Here is a 14,873-nt window from a genome sequence, read left to right on the forward strand (position 1 = left end):
CCTCGGCTCAGCTCGGCTCTGCGGGTCGCGCGGGCCCGGACGTCCGCGGGTCCCGCGACCGGCCTCCGACGCTAGGCGCCCCGCCGGCCGCCCGGCCCGCCCGGTCCCGTTGAGTGGGCCCCGGTGAGTGAGCCCCGTCGAGCGGACCCGTCCCGCTGATCGGGAGGCCGCCGCCGCCCGGCCCGCCGCTTGGCTACGGTCCGACGAGCCGGCACTCCTTCAGGACGGGGGCGGACGATGACGACGCGGCCCACGCACGACTCGACGGCGCGCGAGCTCGCGACCGGCACGGGCGTGCTGCGCTACCACGAGGCGGGCGACGGCCCCCCGCTGCTGTTCCTGCACGGCTCCGGGCCCGGCGTCACCGGCTGGCGCAACTTCGGCGGCAACCTGCCTGCCTTCGCCGAGCACTTCCGCTGCCTGATCCTGGAGTTCCCCGGGTTCGGGGTGAGCGACCCGGTGGACGGCCACCCGATGGCCGCGGCCCCCGCCGCGGTGCTCCGCCTCCTCGACGGGCTCGGGCTCCACCAGGTCGACGTGGTCGGCAACTCGATGGGCGGCATCGTCGCCGCCCAGGTGGCGGCCGCCCATCCCGAGCGGATCCGGCGGCTGGTCACGGTGGGCGGGATCGGGGTCGGCCTCTTCAGCCCCTCGCCGGGCGAGGGGATCACCCTGCTGACGGAGTTCGCCGAACGGCCCAGCCGGGAGGCGCTCGTCCGGTGGCTCCACTCCATGGTGTACGACCCGGCCCTCGTCACCGAGGAGCTCGTAGAGGAGCGCTGGGCCCAGGCCACCGACGAGGCCGCCCTCGCGAGCGCCCGCAGGATGTACGGCAGGGCCGCGGTCGCCGCCCGGGCCGCCGCCGCCGCGGCCTCCGACCGGCCGCCGTACTGGGCGACGCTGCACCGGATCCAGGCGCCGACGCTGATCACGTGGGGCCGCGACGACCGGGTCAGCCCGCTCGACATGGCCATCGTGCCGATGCGCACGATCCCCGGCGCCGAGCTGCACGTGTTCCCCGACTGCGGGCACTGGGTGATGATCGAGCAGAGGGCCGCCTGGGAGAGCGTCGTGCTCGCGTTCCTGACCAGGAAGGACCCGGCATGACCGAGACCCCGTGGGACGAGGAGTTCGACTTCGTCGTGGTGGGAAGCGGGGGCGGCGGCATGGCGGCGGCGCTCACCGCCGCCGACGCGGGCCTCACGGCGGTCGTGCTGGAGAAGGGCAAGAGGTTCGGCGGCAGCACCGCCATCTCGGGGGGCGGGATCTGGATCCCCGGCAATCCGGCGCTGCGCGCGAGCGGGGTCCACGACGACCCGCGGGAGGTGCGGCGCTACCTCGACCTGATCACGGGTGGCCGGGTGCCCGCCGCGCGGCTCGACGCGTTCGTGGACAACGGCCCCGCCGCGATGGAGGTGCTGTGCCGCAGCAGGTGGATGCGCTTCCTCTGGACGAAGGGCTACCCCGACTACCATCCGGAGCTGGAGGGCGGCAGCCCGATGGGCCGCTCGATCGAGGCGGCGCCGTTCGACACCCGGGCGCTGGGCCCGGACGAGCGCCACCAGCGCCCGAACGGCATGGCGGGCCCGCTGGGCCTGTGGATCACGGCGAAGGACTACCACGACCTGGCGATGGCCAGGCGCACCTGGCGGGGCCGCTGGGCCACGGTCGTGTCGGCGTGGCGGGTCTCGTCCAACCTCATCCGCCGACGCCACATGTCCACGGGCGGCCGGGCGCTGGTCGCGCGGCTGCGGATGGCGCTCAGGGACGCCGGCGTCCCCGTGTGGCTGCGCACCGCCATGACCGACCTCGTCCTCGACGACGGCGGCCGGGTCCGCGGCGTCGCCGCCGAGCGCGAGGGGCGGACGCTGCGGATCCGCGGCAGGCTCGGGGTGCTGCTCGCCACCGGGGGCTTCGACCACAACCCGGCGCTGCGGGCCGCCCACCTGCCGGAGGGCGGGCGGGCCGACTTCAGCATGGGCGCGCGGGAGAACACCGGCGACGGCATCCTCGCGGGCGAGCGGGCCGGCGCCGCCCTCGATCTGATGGACGACGCCTGGTGGATGCCCGCCGTCCGGCACCCGGCGGGGGCCACCATCCCGCTCGTGTCGGAGCGGTGCATCCCGCCGTCGATCATCGTGTCCGGGGACGGCAGGAGGTTCGCCAACGAGTCGTCGCCGTACGTGAACTTCGTGCACGACCAGCTCGCGGGCGGCCACGTGCCGGCCTGGGTCGTCATGGACGCCAAGGCGCGCGCCCGCTACCCCTTCGCGCGGCTCCTGCCCGGCGCGCCCGTGCCGGACGAGTTCTACGCCGCGGGGCTCGCCTTCCGCGCGGACACGCTGGCGGAGCTGGCCGCCCTGATCGGCGTCCCGCCGGCGGCGCTGGAGGAGACGGTCGAGCGGTTCAACGGCTTCGCCAGGGCCGGCCGCGACGAGGACTTCGGCCGGGGCGACAGCGCGTACGACCGCTACTACGGCGATCCCACGCTGCCGAACCCGAACCTCGACGTCATCGACCGCCCGCCGTTCCACGCCTTCCGGCTGGAGGTCGGCGACCTCGGCACCAAGGGAGGCCTCGTCTGCGACGAGCACAGCCGCGTCCTGCGCGCCGACGGCTCGGCCATCGAGGGACTGTACGCCACCGGGAACACCTCGGCCTCGGTCATGGGCAACGAGTACGCCGGTCCCGGCGCGACCATCGGGCCGTCCATCGTCTTCGGGTACGTCGCCGCCCGCCACGTGGCCGCGCGGGCCCGGGAGCGGGCCGCCGAGCGGCCGGCCTGACCGGCGTCCCGGGAGGCGGCCGTGCGGGGTCCGTACAAGGTGCGCGTCGCCGGCGTGGTCGCCGAGACGGCGGACGCCCGCTCGTTCGTGCTCGAACCCGCGGCCGGCGACCGGGAGGCGTTCCGCTACCGGCCCGGCCAGTTCCTCACCCTCCGGGTGCCCCTCGGCCCCGGCCTCGCGCGCTGCTACTCCCTCAGCAGCTCGCCGCACTGCGACGAGCCGTTGAAGGTGACGGTGAAGCGCGCGGGGCCCGGGTCGAGCTGGCTGTGCGACACCGTGGCGGAGGGAGACGTGCTGGAGGTCCTGCGGCCCGCGGGCGCCTTCACCCCGGGCTCGCTCGACGCGGACCTCCTGCTGCTCGCCGCGGGCAGCGGCATCACCCCGGTCATGTCGATCGTGAAGTCGTGCCTCGCGGCCGGGACGGGCTCACTGGTGCTCGTGTACGCCAACCGCGACGAGCGCTCGGTCATCTTCCGCGACGAGCTGGCGGCCCTGGCCGGCCGGCACGGGGAGCGGCTGAGCGTGGTCCACTGGCTGGAGTCGGTGCAGGGGCTGCCGAGCGCGGCGGGCCTGACGGCGCTGGCCCGCCCGTACGCCGGCCGGGAGGCGTTCGTCTGCGGCCCCGAGCCGTTCATGGATGTGGCGACCGGGGTGCTCGCCGGGCTCGGCGCGCCGCGCGTGCGGCTGGAGCGGTTCACCACCCTGGAGGGCGACCCGTTCGCCGCGCCGCCCCACGAGGAGCCGGACAGTGAGCCGGACGGGGAGCCCGCCGGGGCGGCCGAGGTCGAGGTGGTGCTCGACGGCGAGACCACGACCCTGCCCTGGCCCAGGAACCGGCGTCTCCTCGACGTGCTCCTCGCGGCCGGGCTGGACGCGCCGTACTCCTGTCGCGAGGGCTCCTGCGCGGCGTGCGCCTGCGTGCTCGTCGAGGGCGAGGCGGCGATGGAGCGCAACCAGGTGCTCGACCGGCGGGACGTGGCCGACGGCCTGCTGCTCGCCTGCCAGGCGCTCCCGGTCAGCGAGCGGGTCAGGGTCACCTACGACGGCTGACCCCCGCCTCCGCGGACGGCTCCCACTCAGCGGGAGGCCCGGCGCGCGGGGCCGGGGCCACTGGGAGCGTGGAGCCGAGCGGAGGAGGTCCGGATGCTGGAGGAGGCGCGGCGGGCGGCCGTGCTGGAGGAGGCGGCCGGCCGGCTGCGGGCCGCCGAGCGCGACCGCGCGCCGATCGAGCCGCTGACCGCGGCCGAGCCCGGCCTCGGCGCCGGCGAGGCGTACGAGATCCAGCTCATCAACATCCGGCGCCGCCTCGCCGCGGGCGCCCGGGTGCTCGGGCACAAGGTCGGCCTGTCGTCCCCCGTCATGCAGCGGATGATGGGCGTGGACGAGCCCGACTACGGCCACCTGCTCGACACGATGCTGCTGCGGGAGGACGTGCCCGTCCCGGCGGCGGCGTACTGCCATCCCCGCGTCGAGGTGGAGGTCGGCTACGTCCTCGGGGCGAGCCTGCCCGGCGAGGGCTGCACCGAGGCCGACGTGCTCGCCGCCACCGAGTACGTCGTGCCGAGCATCGAGCTGATCGACAGCCGGATCAGGGACTGGCGGATCGCCCTCGCCGACACGATCGCCGACAACGCGTCGTCGGCGGGTGTCGTCCTCGGCGCGGCCCGCGTGCGGCCGGACGCCCTCGACCTCGCCGGCATCGAGGCCGTCCTGCGCCGCAACGGCGAGGAGGCCGCGCGGGGGAACACCAGCGCGGTGCTGGGGAACCCGACGACCGCGGTGGCCTGGCTCGCCGGGAAGGTGGCGGCGTTCGGCGTGAAGCTGGAGGCCGGGCACCTGATCCTCCCCGGGTCCTGCACCCGGGCCGTGGACGTCCGGCCGGGGGACGTCTTCCACGCCGAGTTCGCCGGGCTCGGCTCCGTGACCGCGCGATTCGAGTGAGGGGACCACAGGTGGGCAAGGCGACCGCGGCCATCGTCGGCTCGGGGAACATCGGCACCGACCTGATGTGCAAGCTGCTGCGCTCCGACCTCGTCGAGCCGCGCTGGATGGCCGGGGCCGACCCGGAGAGCCCGGGACTCGCCCGGGCCGCGGCGGCCGGGCTGGCCGTCTCCGCCGGGGGCGCCGACTGGCTGCTCGGGCTGGACGAGCGTCCCGACATCGTCTTCGAGGCCACCTCGGCGCGGGTGCACCGGGAGAACGCGCCGCGCTACGCCGCGCTCGGCATCCGGGCCGTCGACCTCACCCCGGCCGTGCTCGGGCCGCCGGTCGTGCCCGCGGTCAACCTCGGCGCCCACCTCGACGAGCCGAACGTCAGCCTCGTCAGCTGCGGCGGCCAGGCCACGATCCCGATGGTGCACGCCGTCTCCCGGGTGACCGAGGTCGCGTACGCCGAGATCGTCGCCAGCGTCGCCTCGCCGTCGGCGGGCCCGGGGACGCGGGCCAACATCGACGAGTTCACCCTCACCACGAGCCGCGGCCTGGAGACGGTCGGCGGAGCGGGCCGGGGCAAGGCCATCATCATCCTCAACCCGGCGGAGCCGCCCATGATCATGCGGGACACCGTGTTCTGCTCGATCCCCGCGGACGCCGACCGGGCGGCGATCGCGGCCTCGATCAAGGAGGTGGCCGCCGCCGTCGCGGCGTACGTGCCGGGCTACCGGCTGCGCGCCGAGCCGCAGTTCGACGAGCCGTCGGCCGCGACCGGCGGCGCGGCCCGCGTGGCCGTGCTGCTGGAGGTCGAGGGGGCCGGCGACTTCCTGCCGCCGTACGCGGGCAACCTCGACATCATGACGGCCGCCGCCGCCCGGGTCGGGGAGGGCTTCGCCCGCCGCCTGCTCGCCGCCCGATGACAGGAGACCCACCCATGCCCCACAGCGCCGGCCTCGACGTACGGGTCACCGACTCCTCCCTGCGGGACGGGTCGCACGCCAAGCGGCACCGCTTCACCGCCGAGGACGTGCGGGCCGTCGTCGCCGCCCTCGACGACGCCGGCGTCCCCGTCGTCGAGGTCGCCCACGGCGACGGGCTCGGCGGCTCGTCGTTCACGTACGGCTTCAGCCACACACCCGAGCAGACCCTCATCAGGACGGCCGTCGAGACCGCGAAGCGGGCGAGGATCGCCTTCCTCATGCTCCCCGGCGTCGGCGTCCGGGACGACATCCGGGAGGCCGCAGGCAACGGCGCGTCCGTCTGCCGGATCGCCACCCACTGCACCGAGGCGGACATCGCGGTCCAGCACTTCGGACTGGCCCGGGACCTCGGCCTGGAGACCGTCGGGTTCCTCATGATGGCCCACAGCAGCCCGCCCGAGGCCCTCGCCCGGCAGGCCCGGATCATGGCCGACGCCGGCTGCCAGTGCGTGTACGTCGTCGACTCGGCGGGTGCGCTCGTCATGGACCAGGTCGGCGACCGGGTCGCCGCGCTCGTGGCCGAGCTCGGCGGCGACGCCCAGGTCGGCTTCCACGGCCACGAGAACCTCGGGCTCGGCGTGGCCAACTCCGTCATCGCGGTCCGGGCCGGCGCCCTGCAGATCGACGGCTCGACCCGACGGTTCGGCGCGGGGGCGGGCAACACCCCCGTCGAGGCGTTCGCCGCGGTCGCCGACCGGCTCGGCATCCGCACCGGCATCGACGTCGTGAAGATCATCGACGCCGCCGAGGACGTGGTCCGCCCGATCATGGACGGCGAGTGCCTGCTCGACCGCATGGCCCTCACCATGGGCTACGCCGGCGTCTACTCCAGCTTCCTGCGGCACGCCGAGAGGCAGGCCGCCAGGTACGGCGTGTCCGGCGTCGAGATCCTCGTCGAGGCCGGGCGGCGCAAGCTCGTCGGCGGCCAGGAGGACCAGCTCATCGAGATCGCCGTCGAACTGGCGGGGAGGTGACGGCGCCCATGGCGCACGAGGTGCTCGACGCGATCGGCAGGCGGGCGGAGGAGATCCGGGCGCTCGGGCCGGTGAACGAGACGCTCGGCCGGCTCGACGACCAGGCGGCCAAGGTCCTGCGGGAGTCGGGGGCCGTCCGGCTGCTGCAGCCCGCGGCGTACGGCGGCTTCGAGGCCCACCCCCGGGAGTTCGCCGAGGCCGTCATGGCCCTGGCCGCCCTGGACGGCTCGACCGGGTGGGTCGCCGGCATCGTCGGGGTGCATCCGTGGGAGATGGCGTTCGCCGACCCCCGGGTCCGGGAGGAGGTCTGGGGCGGCAACCGGGACACGTGGGTCGCCTCGCCGTACGCGCCGATGGGCGTGGCCCGGCCGGTCGACGGCGGCTACGTGTTCACCGGCCGCTGGCAGTTCTCGTCCGGGACCGACCACTGCGACTGGATCTTCCTCGGCGGCCTGCTCGGCGACGCCGAGGGGCGGCCGGTCCAGCCGGCGACCTCCCTGCACCTGATCCTCCCGAGGTCCGACTACGAGATCGTGGAGGACTCCTGGGACGTGGTCGGCCTGCGCGGGACGGGCAGCAAGGACATCGCGGTGGCGGGGGCGTTCGTCCCCGGCTACCGGGTCATCCCGTTCGCGAAGGTCGCCGACGGGACGGCCGCGCGGGAGGCGGGGCTCACCAACCCGCTCTACCACGTGCCGTTCTCCTGCGCCTTCCCCCTCGGCATCACCGCGGCGGTCGTCGGCATCGCCGAGGGCGCCCTCGCGCACCACCTGGCCTACCAGCGCGACCGGGTGCAGATCACCGGCACCCGTGCCGCGGACGACCCGTACGCGCTGTACGCGATCAGCGAGGCGGCCGCCGAGATCGGCGCGGCGCGGGCGGCGCTGCTCGACAACGCCTGCCGCATGTACGACGCGGTGGCGGCCGGGCGGGAGGTCACGTTCGAGGAGCGGGCCGTGGGCCGCCGCACGCAGGTGCGGGCCGCCTGGCGGGCGGTCCGGGCCGTCGACGAGATCATGGCCCGGTCGGGGGGCAACGCGATGCGGTCCGCCAACCCCATCCAGCGGTTCTGGCGGGACGCCCACATGGGGCTCGCGCACGCCATCCACGTGCCCGGCGCGGTGTTCCACATCGCCGCGTCCGCGCAGCTCGGGATGGACCCGCCGCCCGGCGCCGGACGCGCCATGATCTGACGCCCGCCGGTCCGGCCGTCGCCGCGGCTAGGGGAGCGTGCCGTCCCAGACGGTGACGACGACCTTGCCGCGGGCCCGGCCCTCCTCCTGGTACCGCACGGCCTCCGGGATCTCCTCGAACCGATGGCACCGGTCGACGACCGGCCTGACCAGGCCGTCCTCGATGAGCCCGGTCAACGTGGCGAGGTTGCGCCCGTTCTCCGCGCAGCCGATCACGTCCGCCGTCACCGTCCTGCGGGACGCGAACGGCGCGGTGGCGAGCGCCGCGGCGATGCGGCCGACGGGCTGCACCCACCGGCCACCCGGCCCGCCGACCAGGACGTGCGTCCCCCCGCGGGCCAGCGCCCGCCGGCACGTCCGCAGGGAGCGGCCGCCCCAGATGTCGATCAGCAGGTCGTGCCGCCGTCCCGACCCGGTGACGTCCTCGCGGGTGTAGTCGACCACCTCGTCCGCGCCGATCGACCGGACCAGGTCCGCGTTGCGCCCGCTGCACACGCCGGTGACCTTGGCGCCGAACGCCTTGGCGAGCTGGACGGCGAACGTGCCGACGCCTCCCGACGCCCCGTCGACGAGCACGCTCTGGCCCGCCTCGATCCGTCCCCGGTCGCGCAGAGCCAGCAGGGCGGTGTTCGCCGCCAGCGGGACCGCCGCCGCCTCCTCGAACGAGAGGTTCCGCGGCTTGCGCGCCAGCTCGCTCTCCGGGACGCACACGTACTCGCCGAAGCCGCCCTGCTTCGGCATGGCGTACACCTCGTCGCCGGGCCGGAACCCCGTCACGTCCGCGCCGACCTCCTCCACCCGGCCGGCGACGTCGGCGCCCAGGACGCGGAGCCTCGGCGCGCGCACGCCGACGGTGCCGCCCATCAGCCGTGCGACGTACGGCTGCCCCCGCATGAGGTGCCAGTCGTAGGGCTGGACGGAGGTGGCGCGCACCCGGACCAGGACCTCGTCGCGGCGGGGCACGGGCGTGGGCACCTCCGTGAGCTCCAGGACATCCGGTGAGCCGTACGAGCGCAAGACGAACGCCTTCATCACGTTCCTCCCGATCCGGTGGGGGCCGATGGAGCAGGAGCGTAAAAGGCGGGACCGGCGGGCTCATCGGCCGAAAGTACGCCCGTTTGCCGGTCGATCGGCCGGTGCGGGTCCGGCCCTCTTCCCGATGAGCCGGGGCCGGGCCGCGCGCCACGATCGGGGCATGACCGACGAGAGCGCCGTGCGGCGCCTCCCCCGAACGCGGCCTGCCGTCCCGCCGCACCCGAAGGGCTCCCGAGCCCGGTTCGTGCCCGCCGCGCTGATCGCGCTCGGCGCCGTGCCCGTCGCGGCCGGGGCCTTCCGCCTGACCCAGCTCGCCGGCGGCGCCGCCGTCACGCCGGACAACGCGCGGTTCTTCGCCGTGCCGCTGCCCGTGGTGCTGCACATCGTCGGCGCCTCCCTCTACACCGTGGCGGGCGCCTTCCAGTTCGCCCCCGGCTTCCGCCGCCGCAGGCCCGGCTGGCACCGCGTAGCCGGGCGGGTCCTGGTGCCGTGCGGGCTCACGGCGGCGCTCAGCGGCCTGTGGATGGCCGTCTACTATCCCCGCCCGGTGGGCGACGGCGACCTGACCGAGGTGTTCCGGCTCGTGTTCGGCACGGCCATGGCCGTGTCCCTCGTCCTCGGCCTCGTCGCGATCCTGCGGCGCGACGTCCGCCGGCACCGCGCGTGGATGATGCGCGGCTACGCGATCGGGCAGGGGGCGGGCACGCAGGCGCTGACCCAGCTGCCCTGGATCCTGGTCGCCGGCCTGCCCGGCGAGACCACCCGGGCGTTCCTCATGGCCGCCGCCTGGATGCTCAACCTCGCCGTGGCCGAGTGGGTCATCCGGAGGCCTTGACGCGGTTGGTCTCGTACGCCCACATCGCGATCTCGACCCGGTTGCGGGCGCCGAGCTTGGCCATGAGGCTCGCGATGTGGGTCTTGACCGTGCTCAGCGAGATGTGCAGCTCGTCGGCGATCTCGCTGTTGGTCCGCCCGCGGGCGACGGTGAGCAGGATCTCCTCCTCCCGGTACGTCAGCGCCTCGACCGGGTGGGCCGGGGGCGCGGCAGGTCCGGTGCGGGCGAAGGCCCCGAGCAGCCGCGCGGTGACGCTGGGCGCGATGAGCGCGTCGCCCTCCGCCGCGGCGTGGACGGCCTGGGAGAGCATCTGCGCCCCGGCGTTCTTGAGCAGGAAGCCACGGGCGCCCGCCCGCAGGGCGGCGTAGACGTACTCGTCGAGGTCGAACGTCGTGATGACGACCACGGCGAGGGGGTCGGGCACGCCGGGCCCCGCGAGGAGCCGGGTGGCCTCGATGCCGTCGAGACCGGGCATGCGGATGTCGAACAGGCAGACGTCGGGCCGCAGTCGGCGGGCGAGCTCCACCGCCCGCCGCCCGTCGGGGGCCTGGCCCACGACCTCGATGTCCGGCTGGGCGTCGAGGATCATCGCGAGCCCGGTGCGGACGATCTCCTGGTCGTCGGCGACGAGCACCCGGACGCTCATGGGGCGCCCCCGGTCAGCGGCAGCTCGGCGCTGACGGTCCAGCCCCGCTGCGGGTCCGGGCCGGCCACGCAGGTGCCGCCCAGCAGCCCGGCGCGCTCGACCATGCCGGCGATGCCGTACCCCGGCGCCCCGGCCGGGCGGATGAGGCCGCCGTCCCCGTCGTCGCTCACGCGCAGCCGCACCGACCTCTCGCCGGCGCTGACCCGAACCTCGATGTGGGTGGCGTGCCGCGCGTGCCGGATCGCGTTGGTGACCGACTCCTGGGCGATGCGGTAGACCGCCGCGCCGACCGCCGGAGGCAGCCGGTCGAGGTCGCCCGCGATCTCCACGTCGACCGGCGGGCCTGAGTGGCCGTCGTTCGCCAGCTCCCCGAGGTCGGCGATCTGCCGGCCGGGCGTCAGCTCCGCGGGCTCGTTTTTGCGCAGCACGCGGACCATGGCGCGCATCTCGTCCAGGGCGCGCGCGGCCTCCGCCTCGATCACCCGCAGCGCCTCCACCGCCGAGTCCGGCCGGGACGCCGACGTGGCGAGGCCCGCCTGCGCGCGCACGGCCATGGCCGAAACGTGGTGGGCGACCGTGTCGTGCAGGTCGCGGGCGAGCTGCTCCCGTTCGAGCAGCTTGATCCGGTCGAGCTCGCGCATCCGCTCCCCGGCCCGGTACCGGAACGCCCCGCCGAGGGCGGTGGACGCGAACAGCACGGCGAACGGGCCGATCACGTCGCCGGCGGTGGCGTGGTCGACCGTCACCGACAGGCAGACCGCGGCGAGCATGAGCGCCGTCCCCGTCACCACGTCGCGCCCCGACCCCCAGCGGAACAACGCGTACGGCAGGAGCAGCATGAACGCGAGGGTGTAGTTGCCCAGCGGGCCGCCGCCCAGCAGGAGCGGGACGAGGCCGGTGACGACGAAGCAGATCGCGACCATGAGCAGGGGCCGCGTCCGGCGCCACAGCAGCATGGGCACGAGCGCGGCGGTCACGGCCGTCGAGACCGTCCGCCAGGGGAGATCCGGCCGCAGGACCCCTTCGAGGATCGCGAGCGGCACGAGAACGCCCACGAGCGCCCAGTCACGCCACACCCGCCGCGGCGGGTGCGGGGGAGGCGGCTCGTTCCACACGGAGCGAAGAAGGCCCGGCACGACACGATGGTACGAAACCCCCGCCCCTGTGACGCCGCCCGCTCACGCCGGGACGAGACGGGCGTCCCGCCGGAGCCGGCACCTTGACGAGGACGGGGGCGTCCCTCTGGGTCCGGTGCGGGACTCTCACTGAGCGGGAGGCCGCGGGCGTCCGCCTCCGCGCCCGTGCGACCGTTCTCGGCGGGCGGAAGATGGGACGGACGACTGTGACGCAGATCCGCGGCCTCGGCTACCTGAAGATCCAGACGCGCGACCTCCCCCGCTGGCGCGACCTCGTCCTCGACGGGCTCGGGTTCGCCGAGGGATCGGGACCCGACCCGGACGGCCTCTACCTGCGCATGGACGAGCGACGGGCCCGGCTCGCCGTGCTGCCCGGCGACGCGGACCGGGTGCTCGCCGTGGGCTGGGAGGTCCGCGACCAGTTCGCCCTGGCCGCCGTGGGCCGTACGGTCGAGGCGTCGGGCACGCCGGTGAAGGTGCTGTCGGAGGCCGAGGCCGCCGAGCGCGACGCCGAGCAGGTCATCGCCTTCGCCGACCCCGCCGGCACCCCGGTCGAGGTCTTCTTCGGGCCCGTCCTCGACCACCGCCCGGTCCTGACCGGGAGGGGGCAGCGGTTCGTCACGGGCGTCCAGGGGATGGGCCACGTCGTCCTGCCCGCCCCCGCGATCGACGAGACCGTGGCCTTCTACACCGAGGTGCTGGGGTTCCTGCCGCGCGGCGCGTTCCGGCCCGCGGCCGGCCGGGGACGGGCGCCGCGCGTGCGCTTCCTCGGCGTGAACCGCCGCCACCACAGCCTGGCCGTCTGCCCGGCGCCCCGGGGCGGGGACCCGGGCCTGGTGCACCTGATGGTGGAGGTCGACACCCTCGACGCCGTGGGCATGGCCTACGACCGGGTCCGCGGCCTGGGGTTCTCCATCTCCTCGACGCTCGGACGGCACACCAACGACAAGATGGTCTCCTTCTACGTCCGCGCCCCCGGCGGCTGGGACATCGAGTACGGCACCGACGGCGCCCTCGTCGACGAGGCCTACTACACGGCCGAGGAGATCACGAGCGACAGCTACTGGGGTCACGACTGGTCCGGCTCCGAGCCGCTGGCCGCGTTCTCCCCGCGCCCGTGACCGCCGGCCCTCCCACCCTGCCTGACGTCCCCCCGGGCGAGCCGGTCGCGGCCCCCCGGCGGTTCGACCACGAGTGCGACGTGCTCGTCGTGGGCTTCGGATGCGCCGGCGCGGCGGCGGCGTACGAGGCGGCGGCCGCCGGAGCCCGCGTGATCGTGCTGGAGCGGGCGGACGCCCCCGGCGGCACCTCCGCGCTGTCCGGCGGCGAGATCTACCTCGGCGGCGGCACCCCCGTGCAGAAGGCGTGCGGCTTCGACGACACGCCGGGCGACATGTTCGCCTACCTGCGGGCCGCGCTCGGCCCGCACGCCGACGAGGAGAAGCTGCGCCTGTACTGCGACGGCAGCCTGGAGCACTTCCGCTGGCTGACCGACCGGGGGGTGACGTTCACCGAGCGGCTGTACGGCGAGCCCTGCTGGATGCCGCCGACCGGCGACGGCCTGATGTGGCTGGGGGAGAACGCCTGGCCGTACCGGACCCTCGCCCGCCCCGCGCCGCGCGGCCACCGCCCGCCCGCGCCGGGCTTCGCCGGGCGGCTGCTCATGGACGCCCTCGTGTCCGCCGCGACGTCGGCGGGCGCGGCCTGCCACACCGGCACGAAGGCCGTGAACCTGGCGCTGGACGTCGGCGGGCGGGTGATCGGCGTCCTGGCCACCCGGTACGGCGAGCGCGTGGCCTACCGCGCCCGCCGCGGCGTCGTGCTCGCGACCGGCGGCTTCGCCGACTCCGACGAGATGCTGGAGCAGCACGCTCCCGCGCTGCTCGGTCACGCCCGGCTGACGTCGGGCGGCGACGACGGCGGCGGCATCCGGATGGCGGCGGCCCTCGGGGCGGCCACCCGGCGCATGTCGTCCGTCGAGGTCGCGCTGGCCGTGGTGCCCGGCGTCGTCGTGCGCGGCATGCTGGTCAACGCCGCCGGCCAGCGGTTCCTCAACGAGGACGTGTACCCCGGCCTGCTGAGCTCCGCGGCCGTGCTGCGGCAGCCCGCGCCGCTGTGGGCGGTCGTGGACGAGGAGGGCTACGAGGCCGTGCCCGAGCCCGAGCGCTGGGGCGTCCGCCCCCGGCACATCGCCGGGACGGTCGCGGAGCTGGAGTCCGCGCTCGGCATGCCGGCGGGGGCGCTCGCCGCCACCGTCGAGCTGTACAACCGGCACGCCGCGGGTGGCGAGGACCCCCTCTTCCACAAGGACGCCCGGTGGCTCAGGCCGCTGGCGCCGCCGTTCGCCGCCCTGGACCCCCGGGACGGGTTCTGGTCGGCCGGCCGGGGGACCGGGGTGTCCGGCTTCACCCTGGGCGGGCTGCGCACCACCCCGGACGGCGCCGTCCTGCGCCATTCAGGACGGCCGATCGGCGGGCTGTACGCCGCGGGCCGGACCACGGCCGGGCTGCACGGCGAGGGGTACGTCAGCGGGACGTCGCTGGGCGACGGCACGTTCTTCGGCCGGAGAGCCGGCCGGGCGGCGGCAGTGGAGGGCCGATGAACCGTTTCGAGGACAAGCGGGCGCTGGTGACCGGCGCCGGGTCGGGCATCGGCCGGGCGACGGCGGCGCGGCTGGTGGCCGAGGGGGCCACGGTGTTCGCGGTGGACAAGGACGAGGCCGGGCTGGCCGCCACCGGCGAGATCGTGGACGACCCCAAGCGCCTCCTCGCGCACGTGGCCGACCTGTCGTCGGAGGAGGGCGCGGCCGGGGCCGCGGCGGCCGCCGTCGCCGCGCTCGGCCGGATCGACGCCCTGGTCAACGTGGCGGGGTTCCTGCGGACCACCCCGGTCGCCACGCTCCGGCTCGACGACTACCGCGACCTGCTCGCGGTCAACCTGTTCGCCCCCGTCACGCTGGTGCGCGAGCTGCTGCCGCACATCCCGGAGGGCACCGGGGTGATCGTGAACGTCACCTCCACGGCCGCGACCCGGGCGCACCCCGGCATGACGGGCTACGCCGCGTCGAAGGGCGCCCTGCTGGCGTTCTCGATCAGCCTGGCCGCCGAGCTCGCGCCGCGCCGCATCCGGGTCGTCCCGGTCTCGCCCGGCGGCGTCGCGACGCCGCTCACCCGCGACAGGCAGACCTTCGCCGGCATCGACGTCCGGTGGTTCGCCCGCATCCACCCGCTGTGGGGCGCGCAGGGCAGGCCGGAGGACGTGGCCGGGGCGATCGCCTTCGCCGCCTCGTCCGACGGGGCGTACCTGAACGGCGTCGAGCTGCGCGTCGACGGGGGCTCGCACAGCTGACGCCGGCC

The 14,873-nt window shown here is 75.5% G+C and carries 14 protein-coding genes; 11 read left to right on the plus strand and 3 right to left on the minus strand.

The window, feature by feature from the left end; translation table 11 throughout:
• The first annotated feature begins 237 nt into the window (after window positions 1–237).
• The 7 genes from Mco01_RS13875 (at window position 238) to Mco01_RS13905 (ending at window position 7,865) form a co-directional block, all read left to right on the plus strand.
• Complete coding sequence (locus tag Mco01_RS13875; RefSeq protein ID WP_204057304.1) at window positions 238–1,107, plus strand: alpha/beta fold hydrolase; 870 nt, start codon at window positions 238–240, stop codon at window positions 1,105–1,107.
• Window positions 1,104–2,786: an FAD-binding protein gene (locus tag Mco01_RS13880; RefSeq protein ID WP_204057305.1), complete on the plus strand. Its 1,683-nt coding sequence runs from the start codon at window positions 1,104–1,106 to the stop codon at window positions 2,784–2,786. The genes Mco01_RS13875 and Mco01_RS13880 overlap by 4 nt, the downstream gene beginning before the upstream one ends.
• Before the next feature lie 21 nt (window positions 2,787–2,807).
• On the plus strand, window positions 2,808–3,836 hold the full coding sequence (locus Mco01_RS13885; RefSeq protein WP_204057306.1) for a ferredoxin--NADP reductase: 1,029 nt from the start codon (window positions 2,808–2,810) through the stop codon (window positions 3,834–3,836).
• A gap of 93 nt (window positions 3,837–3,929) precedes the next feature.
• Window positions 3,930–4,727, plus strand: a complete 798-nt coding sequence (locus Mco01_RS13890) for a 2-keto-4-pentenoate hydratase (RefSeq protein ID WP_036320570.1) — start codon at window positions 3,930–3,932, stop codon at window positions 4,725–4,727.
• Window positions 4,728–4,738: 11 nt separating this feature from the next.
• A complete protein-coding gene (locus tag Mco01_RS13895) occupies window positions 4,739–5,638 on the plus strand; it encodes an acetaldehyde dehydrogenase (acetylating) (RefSeq protein WP_204057307.1) in 900 nt (299 codons plus the stop codon).
• 14 nt (window positions 5,639–5,652) lie between these two features.
• The gene (gene dmpG, locus Mco01_RS13900; protein WP_204057308.1) at window positions 5,653–6,672 is read left to right on the plus strand and encodes a 4-hydroxy-2-oxovalerate aldolase; all 1,020 of its coding nucleotides are present in this window, start codon (window positions 5,653–5,655) and stop codon (window positions 6,670–6,672) included.
• An 8-nt stretch (window positions 6,673–6,680) separates the two neighbouring features.
• Complete coding sequence (locus Mco01_RS13905; protein WP_204057309.1) at window positions 6,681–7,865, plus strand: acyl-CoA dehydrogenase family protein; 1,185 nt, start codon at window positions 6,681–6,683, stop codon at window positions 7,863–7,865.
• Between the two features lie 27 nt (window positions 7,866–7,892).
• Here Mco01_RS13905 and Mco01_RS13910 read toward each other — a convergent pair whose 3' ends face one another.
• Entirely contained in the window at window positions 7,893–8,897 is a 1,005-nt protein-coding gene (locus Mco01_RS13910) for an NAD(P)-dependent alcohol dehydrogenase (protein WP_204057310.1), read from the minus strand.
• A gap of 163 nt (window positions 8,898–9,060) precedes the next feature.
• Here Mco01_RS13910 and Mco01_RS13915 point away from each other — a divergent pair, with 163 nt between their 5' ends.
• On the plus strand, window positions 9,061–9,735 hold the full coding sequence (locus Mco01_RS13915; protein WP_204057311.1) for a DUF2306 domain-containing protein: 675 nt from the start codon (window positions 9,061–9,063) through the stop codon (window positions 9,733–9,735).
• Here Mco01_RS13915 and Mco01_RS13920 read toward each other — a convergent pair.
• Both Mco01_RS13920 and Mco01_RS13925 read right to left on the minus strand, forming a co-directional pair.
• Window positions 9,719–10,381, minus strand: coding sequence for a response regulator (locus Mco01_RS13920; protein ID WP_204057312.1), 663 nt, complete (start codon window positions 10,379–10,381; stop codon window positions 9,719–9,721). The genes Mco01_RS13915 and Mco01_RS13920 overlap by 17 nt on opposite strands.
• Window positions 10,378–11,517, minus strand: coding sequence for a sensor histidine kinase (locus Mco01_RS13925; RefSeq protein ID WP_239103594.1), 1,140 nt, complete (start codon window positions 11,515–11,517; stop codon window positions 10,378–10,380). Before Mco01_RS13925 ends, Mco01_RS13920 begins: the two co-directional genes overlap by 4 nt.
• Window positions 11,518–11,723: 206 nt before the next feature.
• Between Mco01_RS13925 and bphC the strand changes: the two genes are divergently transcribed.
• The 3 genes from bphC to Mco01_RS13940 are packed head-to-tail and all read left to right on the plus strand — an operon-like array spanning window position 11,724 to window position 14,865.
• A complete protein-coding gene (bphC, locus tag Mco01_RS13930; RefSeq protein WP_204057313.1) occupies window positions 11,724–12,638 on the plus strand; it encodes a biphenyl-2,3-diol 1,2-dioxygenase in 915 nt (304 codons plus the stop codon).
• The gene (locus tag Mco01_RS13935) at window positions 12,635–14,119 is read left to right on the plus strand and encodes an FAD-dependent oxidoreductase (RefSeq protein ID WP_239103595.1); all 1,485 of its coding nucleotides are present in this window, start codon (window positions 12,635–12,637) and stop codon (window positions 14,117–14,119) included. The genes bphC and Mco01_RS13935 overlap by 4 nt, the downstream gene beginning before the upstream one ends.
• Complete coding sequence (locus tag Mco01_RS13940; protein ID WP_204057314.1) at window positions 14,116–14,865, plus strand: SDR family NAD(P)-dependent oxidoreductase; 750 nt, start codon at window positions 14,116–14,118, stop codon at window positions 14,863–14,865. The genes Mco01_RS13935 and Mco01_RS13940 overlap by 4 nt, the downstream gene beginning before the upstream one ends.
• Window positions 14,866–14,873 lie beyond the last annotated feature (8 nt).

The sequence above is a fragment of the Microbispora corallina genome (assembly GCF_016863035.1).
In the GTDB taxonomy this organism is placed as follows: Bacteria; Actinomycetota; Actinomycetes; order Streptosporangiales; family Streptosporangiaceae; genus Microbispora; species Microbispora corallina.